This window comes from Burkholderia sp. 10_S31, from assembly GCF_056930375.1.
Genome location: NZ_JBXOWK010000003.1, coordinates 1,281,456 through 1,295,215, shown reverse-complemented (window position 1 = coordinate 1,295,215; position 13,760 = coordinate 1,281,456). Strand labels below are relative to the sequence as shown.

Sequence of the window (13,760 nt, the reverse complement as noted above, 5' to 3'; positions counted from 1 at the left end):
AACCTGCGCGGCACGGCGCCCCGGCGAAATATCTCAAAAACGGGGCACGGACGAACCGGCGATTTCATCATAGTAGTATGAAATTCGCCAAGAAATTGCGCGGACTACGGTCCTTTGTTCGAATAATCCTTCTCTTCGCGCGATCGCGTGCCTAGTCCGCGCCCGCCATGCCGGCCACCGGCCCGGCAAAATCGTCAGTCGACATGCGCCGCAACCGCGCGACGAGCGCCCGCTCGGGCTGCCGCAGCGCGGGCTGCCTCAGCATCCGCTCCAACTGGCCGCGCACGCGCTCCCACGCCGGCGCCGCATAGTCGGGCTGACTCGCCGCCCACGCCTGTGCGAGATCGAACACGCGCTCGATCGTCGCACCGCAATACGTGAGGCCCGCGCGGTCGTCCTGCGCGGCGTCGCGCAGCCGTTCGTCGAGCGATTCGGCCAGCCACGGCATCTCGGCCGCCGCCGAATCGGCATACGCCTCCAGCGCGGCACGCGCGTGGCGATCCTGTTGCGGGTCGAGCTCGATCCGGCTCGACCCCGTCGCGCACGCGGGCGCGAAGCGTTCCGCTGCGGACGGACTTCGAATGGTCCCTGGTATGAAGGACATGCTCTCCCCGTTTCTGCGACGGCAGCGTCAGGCAGCCCCCCGTGCCTGCCTCGCATGACGTACCGTGGCCGGCGCATCCATCCGGGACGGACGACCGGCCGGGCCAGTATAAGCAGCCGGCCGTGCGACGAGGTTTAAGAATTGTCAGAGGCGGCGGAGGCGCGGCCCGCCCGGGTGCTGCGAGAGGCGCGTGATGCGTGCCGTCAGCGGCGGCGCATCAGGAACACGAACGTCTTGTCCTGGGTCGTCACTTCGACGATCTCGTTGCCCGTCTGCTTCGCAAACGCGGCGAAATCGCGCTGCGAGCCGGGATCGGTCGCGAGCACCTTGAGGATCTGCCCGCTCTCCATATCGGCGAGCGCTTTCTTGGCGCGCAGGATCGGCAACGGGCAATTGAGCCCGCGCGCGTCCACTTCCTTGTGAATCTGCATCGGCTGTCGACCTTCGAATGACGCGCCACACGGGCGCTGGAGGAAGCGGCGATTTTACCGCAGCGCGACTGCGGCTGCCCGGGCGGCCGGCCATGCGACGCGGCACGCCCGCGCTCGTCCCGCCAAGCGCGCGTCAGGCGCCGGAGAAACCGCCCGCGAGCCGCTCGCGCAGGTGCCGCACAAGCGCGCGCACCGCGCTCGGCACGACCGGGCTGTACGGCCGGATCGCGAAGATGTGGTCGCCGAATGCGCCCGACGGCCGCCAGCCGTCGAGCAGCGCGACGAGCCGGCCGGCGTCGAGATCGCGCTGCGCGCTGAAATCCGGCAGCAGCGCGATGCCGAGCCCGCCGAGCGCGGCCTCGCGCATCGCCTCGCTGTTGTTGGCCGCGAAACTGCCGCGCACCGGCACGCTCACGCGCTGGCGGCGCCGGCCGTCCGGCTCGAAGCTCCAGGCGGCCGGCTCGTTGTCGCGCAGGTAGCACAGGCAGCTGTGGTCGACGAGTTCGCTCGGGTGGCGCGGCGCGCCGCGCGCGTCGAGGTAGTCGCGGCTCGCGACCAGCAACGAACGCGTGTCGCACAATTTCCACGCGACGTGGGTCTGCGGCGCGGTCGTCGTATGGCGGATCGCGAGGTCGAAACCCTCCTGCGTCAGCGAATGCAGCCGGTCGGACAGGTCGAGCTCGATGTGCACGCCCGGATGCTGCCGCAGGAAATCGGGCAGGTGCGGCACCACCTGCTGGCGCCCGAGCGCGACGGGCGCCGTCACGCGCAGTAGCCCGCGCGGTTCGCCGGCCAGGTCCTTCACCCGTGCGAAGTGCTGGCCGATCGACTCGAACGCGTCGCGCGTGCTGTCGACGAGCGTCTGCCCCGCATCGGTGAGCCGCACGCTGCGTGTGGTGCGCCGCACGAGCGGCACGCCGGCCGCCTTCTCGAGATCGGCGATGCGCTGGCTCATCGCGGCCTTGCTGATGCCGAGCCGCTGCGCGGCGGCCGTGAAACTGCCGGCCGCGGCCAGCACCGTCAGCGAATGGATATGCGGCCAGAGCGCCTGGACATTTTGCTGATTCATCCACTGATTATTCAGAATTCTGAACAGTGAATCAAGCTACGCGGCCTTCTCCCGCCCCGCCGCTTTGCCTAGACTAGGTTCCGTCCACCCCCATCCCCAGGAGACACGATGAACCCGGTTCCCGCCTACACGTCCGACGCCGACATCGGCCACTACATCGACGGCGCGTCCGTTGCCGGCCGCAGCGGCCGCTTCCAGGACGTCCTCAATCCCGCGCTCGGCCGCGCGGTGCGCCGCGTCGCGCTCGCCGACGGCGACGAAGTGCAGCAGGCCGTCGCCTCCGCCCACGCCGCGTTCCCGGCCTGGGCCGCGACGCCGCCGATCCGCCGCGCACGCGTGCTGCACCGCTTCCTGCAGCTGATGAACGAGCACCGCGACACGCTCGCGGCGATCATCACGGCCGAGCACGGCAAGGTGTTCTCCGACGCGCAGGGCGAAGTCGCGCGCGGCATCGACATCATCGAATTCGCATGCGGCGTGCCGCAATTGCTGAAGGGCGACTTCACCGACCAGGTCAGCACCGGCATCGACAACTGGACGATGCGCCAGCCGCTCGGCGTCGTCGCGGGCATCACGCCGTTCAACTTCCCGTGCATGGTGCCGTGCTGGATGTTCCCGGTCGCGCTCGCGACGGGCAACACGTTCGTGCTGAAGCCGAGCGAACGCGACCCATCGGCTGCGCTGTTCATCGCCGACCTGCTCACGCAGGCCGGCCTGCCCGCCGGCGTGTTCAACGTCGTGCAGGGCGACAAGGGCGCGGTCGACGCGCTGCTCGACCATCCGGACGTGCAGGCCGTCAGCTTCGTCGGCTCGACGCCGATCGCGGCCTACGTGCAGCAGCGCGCGGTGCAGTCGGGCAAGCGCGTGCAGGCGCTCGGCGGCGCGAAGAACCACCTCGTCGTGATGCCCGACGCGAACATCGAGCAGGCGGTCGATGCGCTGATCGGCGCCGCGTACGGCTCGGCCGGCGAACGCTGCATGGCGATCAGCATTGCGGTGCTGGTCGGCGACGTCGCGGACAAGATCGTGCCGGCGGTGGCCGAGCGCGCGCGCAAGCTGGTGATCGGCGACGGAATGTCACCGGAAGTCGAGATGGGCCCGATCGTCACCGGCGAGGCGCTCAAGCGCATCGAAGGCTATATCGAGCAAGGCGTCAGCGAAGGCGCGCAGCTCGTGGTGGACGGCCGCGGGCTGCGTGTGCCGGGTCGCGAGGAAGGCTTCTTCACCGGCGGCACGCTGTTCGATCACGTGAGCCCCGACATGCGCATCTACAAGGAAGAAATCTTCGGGCCGGTGCTCGGCTGCGTGCGCGTGAAGGACTTCGGCGAAGCGGTCGACCTGATCAACGCGCACGAGTTCGGCAACGGCGTCGCATGCTTCACGAGCGACGGCGGCATCGCGCGCGAATTCGCGCGGCGCATCCAGGTCGGCATGGTCGGCATCAACGTGCCGATTCCGGTGCCGATGGCATGGCACGGCTTCGGCGGCTGGAAGAAGAGCCTGTTCGGCGACATGCATGCGTACGGCGAGGAAGGCGTGCGCTTCTACACGCGTCAGAAGTCGGTGATGCAGCGCTGGTCGTCGAGCATCGGCAAGGGCGCCGAGTTCGCGATGCCGACCGCGAAGTAAGCGTCGTCGACGCGCCGCCCGCCGGTCGATTCCGCGCGCGGCGGCCAAATGCAAGGCCGGCGTCAGCCGGCCTTCGTGCCGTGCGCGCCGTCCGAGGTCGGCAGGTACGACAGCTCGAGCCGGTACGCGAGCGCGACGAACAGGCTCTGCGCGAGGCCCATCGTCGCGGTCAGCGCGCGGAACCCGAACGTCTCGCTGTCCTGCACCATCAGCGTCACCTCGGCCTCCCGCGCGAGCGGGCTCATCCGGCTGTCGGTGATCGCGATCAGGCGCGCGCCGCGCTGCACGGCCTGCTGCGCGACCTGCACCGTCTCTTCCGCATACGGCATGAACGAGATCACGATCATCACGTCGCCCTCGCGCACCGAGCGGATCTGCCCGAGATGCATGCTGCCGAGCGCGCTGAACAGGCCGATGCGCTTGTCGGTGTGCTGCAGCGCATAGTCGAGATACACGGCGATCGGAAACGCGCGCCGCGAGCCGGCGATCCAGATCGCCTGCGTGTCGGCGAGCAGGTCGACGGCCTGCGCGAGCGCCTGCGGATCGAGCGTCTGCCGCAGCTGCTGCATCCCGGCAATGCTGCCCTTGATGAATTCGTCGGCGATCTGCTCGGGTTGCAGGCTCGACGAGCCCGATTCGATCACGTCGCGCAATCGCAGGTTGTACGCGCGGCCCGGCGCGATCTGCTGGGCCAGGCCCTCGCGGAACAGACGCTGCATCTCGGAGAAGCCGGAGAAGCCGAAATGCTTCGCGAACCGCACGACGGCCGACGGCTGGACGCCGCACGCCTCCGCGAGCGACTGGATGCCTTCCAGGCCAAGCTGGTCCCGATGCGTTTCCACGTGACGCGCAATCACCTTCAGGCGATTGCTGAGGCCGTCGTATTCCTGCGTCAGATGCTGCAGGAACTGCTCGACGGTGGCGGGAGGTTTCTCGGATGAACTCATCGGATAGCGCGAAGTTGACGGCCCCGGTGCGCGCGCAGCTGACGGCCGCGGCCCGGGACTCCCCTGAATACATGCATGAAGGGCGAATTTAATCACGTTTGCGGCACGGCCCGTGCCGCACGCTCGCTCCCACGCGCTCGATCATCACCTGCACACGCTCCATGTGCTGCTGGAAACAATTTTCCAACGTGCTCGCGGCGTCGTAAAGATTAGGGCGTCTACCAAGGCCGGCGCCCGATGCGGTACGCCGGCCGGCAACGCTCAACGATAGTCGACCCACACGCCGCCCGCGTCGGCGGAACGCACGCAATTCTCGACCCACCGCACGCCTTCGACGCCCGCGTGAACGTCCGGAAAGCGGATGTCCTTCAACGCTTGTGCGTCGCCGCGATCGGCTGCGTCCATCGCGAGCGCGAAGCGCGCATACAGGTTCGACCACGCATCGAACAGCCCTTCCGGGTGCCCGGCGCCGATGCGATCCTCGCGCAATGCGTGCGAATGCAGATAGCCCATCCCGCGATCGAGCACTTGCGCGGGCTGCCCCTGGATTTCGTAGCGCAACTGATTCGGATGCTCGTCCCACCATTCGACGCTCGCCTTCGAGCCGATCACGCGCACCTTCTGCCCGTGCATCGAGCCGGCGTTCACCGCGCTCGACCACACGTAGCCGATCGCGCCCGTGTCGTATTCCATGATCGTGAACGCGTTGTCCTCGAGCGGCGCGCGGCTCTTCACGAAGCTCTGCCGCGAGCACATCAGCCGGCGGATCTTCAGCGCGGGCGCCATCACTTCCGAGATGTACAGCGGGTGCGTGCCGATGTCGCCGAGCACGTAGCTGGGGCCCGCGAACTTGGGGTCGACGCGCCAGCGTGCGGCCGCGCTGGCGGCTTCGACACCCTCGCTGTGAAAGCCGTGCGCGAACTGCATCTGCACGATGCGGATCTCGCCGAGATCGCCGCGCGCGATCATCTCGCGCGCCTGCTCGATCATCTGGTGTCCGGAATAGCCGTACGCGACGCCGACGATGCGGTTCTTCTCGACCGACAGCCGCTGCAGTGTCTCGGCCTCCTCGGTCGTGAAGCACAGCGGCTTCTCGCAGACCACGTGCAGCCCCGCGTTCAGCGCCGCGCGGCAGATCTCGAAGTGCGTATTGTTCGGCGTCGCGATCGACACCGCGCGGATGCCGTCGGCGCGCTTCGCCTCGGCGTCGAACATCGTCCGGTAGTCAGGGTAGCAGCGCTCGGCGTCGACACCGAGCTTCACGCCGAACTGCCGGCCGCGCTCGGCATCGATATCGAACGCGCCGGCAACCAGCTGGAAGCTGCCGTCGCGCACCGCGGCCGACCGGTGGCTGTAGCCGATCTGGCTGCCGAGGCCGCCGCCGACCATGCCCCAGGGAATCGAATGTCCGAGCAGAATCTGTCCGTCGATCATGATTGTCGTGTTCCTGTCCGTGTTCAGAGGTTCAGAGGTTCAGGCAGTCGATCGTTCACGCGAATCCGGCCGACGCGGGACCAGCGCGCAGATCTCGCGCGTCTGGCGCAGCGGGTTCGGCAGGTTCTCCGGCGACACCAGATCGTCGAAGATCGTGCCGGCAGTGATGCCCAGGCGCTGCCGGTCGAGCTCAGCGCTCACCACGTCGAGTTCGAGCGGGAGGTAGCCGCGGGGGCCCGAGCTCGATGCCCGACGAATAGCCGGCCTGCGCGGCGTCGGCGCGCACCTGCCGCCACGGCGGCTGGTGCGGGTTGCTCATGTCATCGACGCCCCGGCAGCGAGGTGCGCGGCCAATCCGCATCGTCATGTCGGTCAGTCCGGCACGAAGGCGGCACACGGCCGCGCGCGTAGCCGCATGGCCGCGGGTCAGCCGCGATAGAACGCCGGACGCTCGGCCATCGCGATCGGCTCGACCGCCCCGCTTTGCTGCGCGCGCACGCACGCGTCGGCCGCGACCGCCGCCGCGTAGCCGTCCCACGCGGACGGGCCGGTCAGCGCGCCCTGCCGCACGCCGTCGATGAATGCCTGCAGCTCGACGTCGTACGACGCAATGAAGCGCTCCTTCCAGTCGGTCATGATCTCGACAGATTGCCGCGCCGCATGCTTGAGCCCGACGGCCGGCGGGTCGGGCAGCTTCGCGATGCCGTTCTCGCCGACCACCTCGCACTGGATGTCGTAGCCATACTGGCAGTTGACGAAGATCTCGACGTCGATGCGCACGCCGCTCGCGGTTTCGAGCAGCACGATCTGCGGATCGGCGAGATGCGCGCTCGCATGGCGCGTCTTCTTCGGGTAGACGACCTGTGCGCTCGCGTAGTCCTCGCCGAGCAGCCAGCGCAGCACGTCGAGCTCGTGGATCAGTGTGTCGGTGATCGCCATGTCGGTCGTGTAGCGCTCACCGACCGACTGGTTGCGGTGTGCGCAATGCAGCATCAGCGGCGCGCCGATCTCGCCGCTGTCGATCACGCGCTTCAGCGCGCGATAGCCTTCGTCGTACGGCCGCATGAAGCCGACCTGCACGAGCCGGCGGCCGTGCGCGACCTCGGCCTCGACGATCCGCATGCAGCCTTCGGCGGTCACCGCGAGCGGCTTCTCGCAGAACACCGGCTTGCCGTGCGCGATCGCGTCGAGCACGAACGCTTCATGCGTCGGCCCCCACGACGTGACGAGCACGGCCTGCACGTCCGCGGCCGCGACCACGTCGTGGCCGTCGGCGTAGATTTCCGCGTCGAGCCCGTACGTCGTCACTGCATCGCGCGCCTGCTGCGGATCGATGTCGTTGACGGCCACCACGCGTGCACCGGACAGCGTGCGCGTGAGCCTGCGAATATGGTCCTGGCCGATCGCGCCGCAGCCGATCACGCCGATTTGCAAGGTCATCCGGATATCTCCAGTCTGTCGTTCATCAACGGCGCGGCCCGTGCCGCGCCGGTCTGCAATGGGTCAGGCAACGGGGCGACCGCGGGCCAACAGCGGGTCAGCGCGCCGCGTGCTCGAAATGGCGCTCGACGTAGCGCCGGACAGCTTGATCCGGTCGTCGCCGAGCTCGGCGAACGCGTGCGGCAGCCGGTCGAGCGGCAGGTCGCGAATCATGCAGGGATCCAGAGCAATCTTCATCTTCTTCCCGGTCGCTGTCGGCATCGATCGCAGCCGCTCAGCGGCGCGACTTCTTGTTGCGGTACTGGTCGGCGATCACGGCCGCGACGATGATGGCGCCCTTGACCATCTCCTGGTAGTACGCGTCGATCCGGATGAACGTGAAGCCGGACGTCATCACGCCGAGGATCAGCACGCCGATCACGGTGCCCGTCACGCGTCCGAGGCCGCCCGACAGCGACGTGCCGCCGATCACGACGGCCGCGATCGCGTCGAGCTCGTACATCACGCCCATGCCCGACTGGCCGGAGATCGCACGCGCGGCCGTCACGGTGCCGGCGATGCCGCTCAGGAGGCCCGCGATCGCATAGACGAACACCAGGTGGCGCGTCACGTTGATGCCCGACACGACGGCCGCGTGGCGGTTCGCGCCGATCGCATACGTGTATTTGCCGAAGCGCGTGTAGCGCAGCACGACGTGGAAGATCGCGGCCACCACGACGAAGATGATCACCGGGTTCGCGCCCGCGCCGATCGCCGCGAACTGGTCGGTCAGCATCGACACCGGCATCCCGTTGGTGAACCACTTCGCGAAGCCGCGCGCGGCCACCATCGTGCCGAGCGTCGCGATGAACGGCGGGATGCCGGTCAGCGCGATCAGCGAGCCGTTCAGCAGGCCGACCAGCAGCCCGACGCATACGCCCGCCAGCACCGGCCAGATGATCGGCAGGTCGGTCAGGTGCGGGAACACCGCGCGCGGAAAATCGGACACCTGCGCAAGGCTGGCCGACACGACGGCCGCCGCGGCGACGACCGACCCCGACGACAGATCGATCCCGCTGGTGATGATCACGAGGTTCACGCCGACCGCGATGATGCCGATCACGGCCATCTGCAGCACGATGATCTCGAGCCGTTCCGCGTTGAACAGGAAGCTCTGCCCGACGACGATCCAGCCGATCACCTCGAAGAACAGGCTGATGCCCACCAGCACCAGGAAGATGCTCAGTTCGGGCGGCCACTTCGCGTGCCGCGTCTTGATCGTCAGGGACTGCGCGTCCGCGACCGGATTCAGGTTGCCCATTTCAGTTGTCTCCATGCTTGTTGCGGCTCAGCGCGAGGCCAGGTCCATGATGCGGACCTGGTCGGCGTCCTTGCGTTCGACGATGCCGGTCATCCGGCCTTCGTGCATCACCATCACGCGATCGCTCATGCCGAGCACCTCCGGCATCTCCGACGAGATCATCAGTACCGCGACGCCCTTGCCGGCGAGCGCGCTGACGAGCCGGTGGATCTCGGCCTTCGCGCCGACGTCGATCCCGCGCGTCGGCTCGTCGAGGATCAGGATGCGCGGCTGGGTCAGGAGCCAGCGGCCGATCAGCACCTTCTGCTGGTTGCCGCCCGACAGGTTCTGGATCTCCTCGTGCAGCCCGGGCGTCTTCACGCGCAGCATCCGGCTCATTTCCTCGCAGTCGCGCTTCAGCTGCGCCTGCCGCACGAAATTGAACTTCACGTAGCGGTTGCTGAGCACGGCCGCTTCCATGTTCGCGAGCAGGTCGAGATTCAGGAAGCAGCCGGTGTCCTTGCGGTCCTCGGTGAGGAAGGCCATCCCGTGCTTCATCGCCTGCGCGGGCGTCGTGATGCGCACCGGCTTGCCGTCGATCCGGATCTCGCCGGCGGTGGCCGGCACGACGCCGAACAGCGCCTCCGCGACGTTCGAGCGCCCCGAGCCGACGAGGCCGGCCACGCCGAGAATCTCGCCCGCGCGCAGCTCGAAGCTGACGTCGCGGAACACGCCGTCGACGCCGAGGTTCTTCACGGCCAGCACGACCTCGCCGATCGGCACTTCTTCCTTCGGGAACATCTGCGTGATCTCGCGGCCGACCATCATCCGGATGATGTCGTCGCGCGTGACGTCGGTCGACGCGTGCGTGCCGATGTACTTGCCGTCGCGGAACACCGAGAACTCGTCGGCGATCTCGAACAGCTCGTTCATCTTGTGCGTGATGTAGACGATGCCCTTGCCCTGCTCGCGCAGCTGGCGAATGATCCGGAACAGGTGCGTGACCTCTTTCTCGGTCAGCGCGGAAGTCGGCTCGTCCATGATCAGCACGTCGGAGTCGAACGACACGGCCTTCGCGATCTCGACCATCTGGCGGCTCGCGACCGTCAGCGTGCGCACGTCGGCTTCCGGGTCGATGTCGATCGACAGCCGCTCGAACAGCGCGGCGGTGCGGCGGCGCAGCTCGGCATGATCGATCAGGCCGAAGCGGTTCTTCGGTTCGCGGCGGATCCAGATGTTCTCCGCGACCGTCATGTACGGCATCAGGTTGAGTTCCTGGTGGATCATCGCGATCCCGCGATCGAGCGCGTCGAGCGGGCCGTTCAGCACGACGGGCTCGCCGTTGATCAGGATCTCGCCCTGGTCGGGCGTGTAGACGCCGGCGATGATCTTCATCAGCGTCGACTTGCCGGCGCCGTTCTCGCCCATCAGCGCATGCACGGTGCCGCGGCGCACGCGGAACTGCACGCCGTCGAGCGCGACGACGCCGGGAAACGACTTGCCGACGCCGCGCACCTCGAGCAGGCAATCGGCGGCGGGCGCACCGGGCGAACCGGGTGCGGCGCGCGAGGCGGCCGGCGCGCTTTCGCTGGCCATCGAGCGCGCCATCCTGGCTGTAAACATGGACGTTCCTCGAAAGTCACACGCGAGCCCGGACGCGCCGGGCTCGCGCAGTTCAGCGGTAAAACCGGTCAGTGCTTCGCGTACTGGTTCATGTTCTCCGGCGTGACGAGCTCGAACGGCACGTTCACGTAGCGGTCGACAGGCTGCTTCTTCGCGAGCTTGAGCGCGGCCGCGACGGCCTGCTGCCCCTGCCCGGCCGCGTTCTGGTAGACGGACACCTTCAGCTCGCCGCTCTTCATCGCCGCGAGCCCGTCCGGCGTCGCGTCGATGCCCGCGACAACCGTCTTCGGCGTCAGCTTGCGCGCGGCCTTCAGCGCGTTGATCGCGCCGATCGCCATTTCGTCGTTGTTCGACACGATCGCGTCGAACTTGGTCCCGGAGCTCAGCCAGTTCATCGTGATGTCCTGGCCCTGCGTGCGGCTCCACTTGCCTTCGCGCTTGTCGACGATCTTCATGCCGGAACAGTCCTTGGTCGCGATCACGTCCTCGATGTCCTTGGTACGCGCGCGCGCCGACTCGTTGGACAGCTCGCCCATCAGCACGAGGATGTCGCCCTTGCCGTCGAGCAGCTTGCACACCTGGCGCGCCTGCAGCGTGCCCGATTGCTTCTCGTCGGACGCGACGACCGCGACGCCGGCCGGCAGCTTGTCGAAGTCGACCGGCTTGCGGTTCACGTAGACGAGCGGGATCTTCGCGGCGGTCACCATCTTCGTGATCTTCGGCGTCGCGTCGGTGTCCACCGCATTCACGATGATCGCGTCGACCTTCTGCGCGATCATGTTCTGGACCTGGCTCAACTGCTTGCCGACGTCGTTGCCGCCGTCCTCGATCTGCACGGTCGCGCCGTCCTTCTTTGCCGCGTCGCCGATGCTGTTGCGCAGGATCGTCAGGAACGTGTCGTCGAACGATGCCATCGTCACGCCGATCTTCTCGGCATGCGCGAGCGGCATGGCCAGGATCGCGGCGGCCGCGGCGGCCATCAGCTTGGTCTTCATGATCACTCTGTCTCCTCTCATCTCCGGGGGCGGAAAGCGGCGCGTTGCGCGCCGTCGGGCCGAGTCCGATCCGGACTCAAGCATCCGGATGAAACTGTAGATCACTTCCTCGAAAATTTGGAAATTTATTTCTACGTGATTTCACCTAGGGAACTGGATTTCCAAAAAGTCTAGACTCCGTTCCGTAGCCCGATTCCTCGCGGCAGGTATTCCCGTGTCGTGCCGCACACGTGACGGAGCGCCGTCGCAGGATCGGTCCCCCAATCTGCCGGCAGGGTCGCACGCCGGCCGCGAGCGTGATACGTGATATGAGCCCGTTGAACTTTCCGACTGACCGCCCCATCGATCTCGCCTGCCTCGGCCGCGTCGCCGTGGATCTTTACGCGCAGCAGTACGGCAGCCGCCTGGAGGACGCACGCAGCTTCCAGATGTATCTCGGCGGCTCGTCGGGCAACGTCGCGTTCGGCGTCGCCCGGCTCGGGCTGAAAACCGCGATGATCTCGCGCGTCGGCGACGAGCAGATGGGCCGCTTCGTGCGCGAGACGCTCGAGCGCGAAGGCTGCGACACGAGCCAGCTGCAGACCGATCCGGAACGGCTGACCGCGCTGGTGCTGCTCGGGCTGAAGGATCGCGACACGTTCCCGCTGCTGTTCGTGCGCGAGAACTGCGCGGACATGGCCGTGCGCGCCGACGAGATCCGCGAGGACTTCATCGCCGGCTGCCGCGCGCTCGCGATCACCGGCACCCATCTTTCGACACCCGGCACCCGCGAAGCGTCGCTGACGGCATTGGCGTATGCGCGCCGCCACGGCGTCGTGCGGATCCTCGACATCGACTACCGGCCCGTGCTGTGGGGGCTGACCGCGCGCGGCGCCGGCGAGAACCGCTATGTGCCGGATGCGCACGTCACGCGGCAGTTGCAGCAGGTGCTCGGCGAATTCGACCTGCTGGTCGGCACCGAAGAGGAGTTCCTGATCGCGGGCGGCGTGCCGCACGACCTGATCGCATCGCTGCAGGCCGTGCGCCGCGCGAGCAGCGCGGTGCTGGTGGTCAAGCGCGGCGCGCTCGGCTGCTGCGTGATCGAGGGCGACATCCCCGCCCGCATCGACGATGCACCGACCTTCCACGGCGAACGCGTCGACGTGCTGAACGTGCTCGGCGCGGGCGACGCGTTCCTGTCGGGCCTGCTGTCCGGGCTGCTACGCGGGCGCGACTGGGCCGAATCGACGCGCATCGCGAATGCGTGCGGCGCGATCGTCGTGTCGCGCCACGCGTGCTCGGCCGCGATGCCGACGCCCGCCGAACTCGCGCACTGGTTCGGCGGCAGCCGCAACCCGCAGGTGGACGCCGATCGCACGCTGGCACACCTGCATCGCGTGACGGTGCCGCGTCGCGAATGGGACGACCTGTGCGTGATGGCGTTCGACCATCGCAGCCAGTTCTACGAACTCGCGGTGCAGGCCGGCGCGGACGAAGCGCGGATCAAGACGCTGAAGCGCCTGCTCGTGCGCGCGGCCGAACAGGTCGAGCGCGATCGTCATATCGAAGGTCATGTCGGCGTGCTGATCGACGGCGGCGCATACGGCAGCGACGCACTCGCATCGGCCACCGGCCGCGGCTGGTGGGTCGGCCGCCCGGTCGAGCTGCCCGGCTCGCGGCCGCTGTGCTTCGACGACACGCGCTCGGTCGGCTCGTCGCTCACGCACTGGCCGACCGAACAGGTCGTGAAGTGCCTGGTCCACTACCACCCGGACGACGACGTCGACCTGCGCGTCGCGCAGGAGCAGCGCGTGCTGGAGCTGTGGGAAGCCACGCGCGCGAGCGGCAACGAACTGCTGCTGGAAATCATTCCGCCGCGCGCGGTCACGCCAGCCGGCACCGAGGACGACGCGGTGCTGCGCACGGTCGCGCGCTTCTACAACCTCGGCGTGATGCCCGAGTGGTGGAAGCTCGCGCCGATGAGCGCCGACGGCTGGGCGCGGCTCGAGGCGCTCGTGGCCGAGCGCGACCGCCATTGCCGCGGCGCGGTGATCCTCGGGCTGAACCAGCCGCTGCAATACCTCGTCGACAGCTTCCGCTCGGCGACCAACCCGATCGTCAAGGGCTTCATGGTCGGGCGCACGCTGTGGGCCGACGCGTCGCTGCACTGGCTTGCCGGCCGGATCGACGACCAGGCGCTGATCGACGAAGTGGCCGGCAATTTCGCGCAGCTGGTCGACGCGTGGCTCGGCCGCCGTGCCGCCGCGCGCGCCGCCGCAGCCGCCTGATGCCGATGCCCGTGATGACCACCCGACTCTTCATGATCGACA

The 13,760-nt window shown here is 68.0% G+C and carries 11 protein-coding genes and 2 pseudogenes; 2 read left to right on the top strand and 11 right to left on the bottom strand.

Annotated features, from left to right (window positions below; all coding sequences use genetic code 11):
* Positions 1 to 151: 151 nt before the first annotated feature.
* From AC1Z3W_RS26070 to AC1Z3W_RS26060, 3 genes are all read right to left on the bottom strand, one after another.
* Positions 152 to 604, bottom strand: coding sequence for a peptidase (locus AC1Z3W_RS26070; protein WP_175827038.1), 453 nt, complete (start codon positions 602 to 604; stop codon positions 152 to 154).
* A gap of 203 nt (positions 605 to 807) precedes the next feature.
* Entirely contained in the window at positions 808 to 1,035 is a 228-nt protein-coding gene (locus tag AC1Z3W_RS26065; protein ID WP_006753156.1) for a sulfurtransferase TusA family protein, read from the bottom strand.
* Between the two features lie 133 nt (positions 1,036 to 1,168).
* The gene (locus tag AC1Z3W_RS26060; RefSeq protein WP_006759565.1) at positions 1,169 to 2,104 is read right to left on the bottom strand and encodes a LysR family transcriptional regulator; all 936 of its coding nucleotides are present in this window, start codon (positions 2,102 to 2,104) and stop codon (positions 1,169 to 1,171) included.
* Between the two features lie 108 nt (positions 2,105 to 2,212).
* On the opposite strand from AC1Z3W_RS26060, the gene AC1Z3W_RS26055 reads away from it, so the two are divergent.
* Positions 2,213 to 3,733, top strand: coding sequence for a CoA-acylating methylmalonate-semialdehyde dehydrogenase (locus tag AC1Z3W_RS26055; protein ID WP_124835161.1), 1,521 nt, complete (start codon positions 2,213 to 2,215; stop codon positions 3,731 to 3,733).
* Between the two features lie 62 nt (positions 3,734 to 3,795).
* On the opposite strand, the gene AC1Z3W_RS26050 is transcribed toward AC1Z3W_RS26055, so the two are convergent.
* From AC1Z3W_RS26050 to AC1Z3W_RS26015, 8 genes and pseudogenes are all read right to left on the bottom strand, one after another.
* A complete protein-coding gene (locus tag AC1Z3W_RS26050) occupies positions 3,796 to 4,680 on the bottom strand; it encodes a MurR/RpiR family transcriptional regulator (RefSeq protein WP_057924258.1) in 885 nt (294 codons plus the stop codon).
* A 261-nt stretch (positions 4,681 to 4,941) separates the two neighbouring features.
* Entirely contained in the window at positions 4,942 to 6,114 is a 1,173-nt protein-coding gene (locus AC1Z3W_RS26045; RefSeq protein WP_124835162.1) for a Gfo/Idh/MocA family protein, read from the bottom strand.
* Positions 6,115 to 6,180: 66 nt separating this feature from the next.
* Positions 6,181 to 6,481 (bottom strand): annotated as a pseudogene (locus AC1Z3W_RS26040) (AP endonuclease); the annotation flags it as partial.
* Positions 6,482 to 6,540: 59 nt separating this feature from the next.
* Positions 6,541 to 7,554 carry a bifunctional inositol 2-dehydrogenase/D-chiro-inositol 1-dehydrogenase gene (gene iolG / locus AC1Z3W_RS26035; protein WP_057924256.1) on the bottom strand — a complete coding sequence of 338 codons (1,014 nt, stop codon included), beginning with the start codon at positions 7,552 to 7,554 and terminating at the stop codon, positions 6,541 to 6,543.
* 138 nt (positions 7,555 to 7,692) lie between these two features.
* Positions 7,693 to 7,791: pseudogene (locus AC1Z3W_RS26030) on the bottom strand (sugar phosphate isomerase/epimerase); the annotation flags it as partial.
* Positions 7,792 to 7,828: 37 nt separating this feature from the next.
* The gene (locus tag AC1Z3W_RS26025; protein ID WP_057924255.1) at positions 7,829 to 8,854 is read right to left on the bottom strand and encodes an ABC transporter permease; all 1,026 of its coding nucleotides are present in this window, start codon (positions 8,852 to 8,854) and stop codon (positions 7,829 to 7,831) included.
* Between the two features lie 27 nt (positions 8,855 to 8,881).
* On the bottom strand, positions 8,882 to 10,456 hold the full coding sequence (locus AC1Z3W_RS26020; RefSeq protein WP_124835163.1) for a sugar ABC transporter ATP-binding protein: 1,575 nt from the start codon (positions 10,454 to 10,456) through the stop codon (positions 8,882 to 8,884).
* A gap of 68 nt (positions 10,457 to 10,524) precedes the next feature.
* Positions 10,525 to 11,451, bottom strand: a complete 927-nt coding sequence (locus AC1Z3W_RS26015) for a sugar ABC transporter substrate-binding protein (protein ID WP_124835164.1) — start codon at positions 11,449 to 11,451, stop codon at positions 10,525 to 10,527.
* Positions 11,452 to 11,759: 308 nt separating this feature from the next.
* On the opposite strand from AC1Z3W_RS26015, the gene AC1Z3W_RS26010 reads away from it, so the two are divergent.
* A complete protein-coding gene (locus AC1Z3W_RS26010; RefSeq protein ID WP_483508765.1) occupies positions 11,760 to 13,718 on the top strand; it encodes a bifunctional 5-dehydro-2-deoxygluconokinase/5-dehydro-2-deoxyphosphogluconate aldolase in 1,959 nt (652 codons plus the stop codon).
* The last annotated feature ends 42 nt before the right edge of the window (positions 13,719 to 13,760 follow it).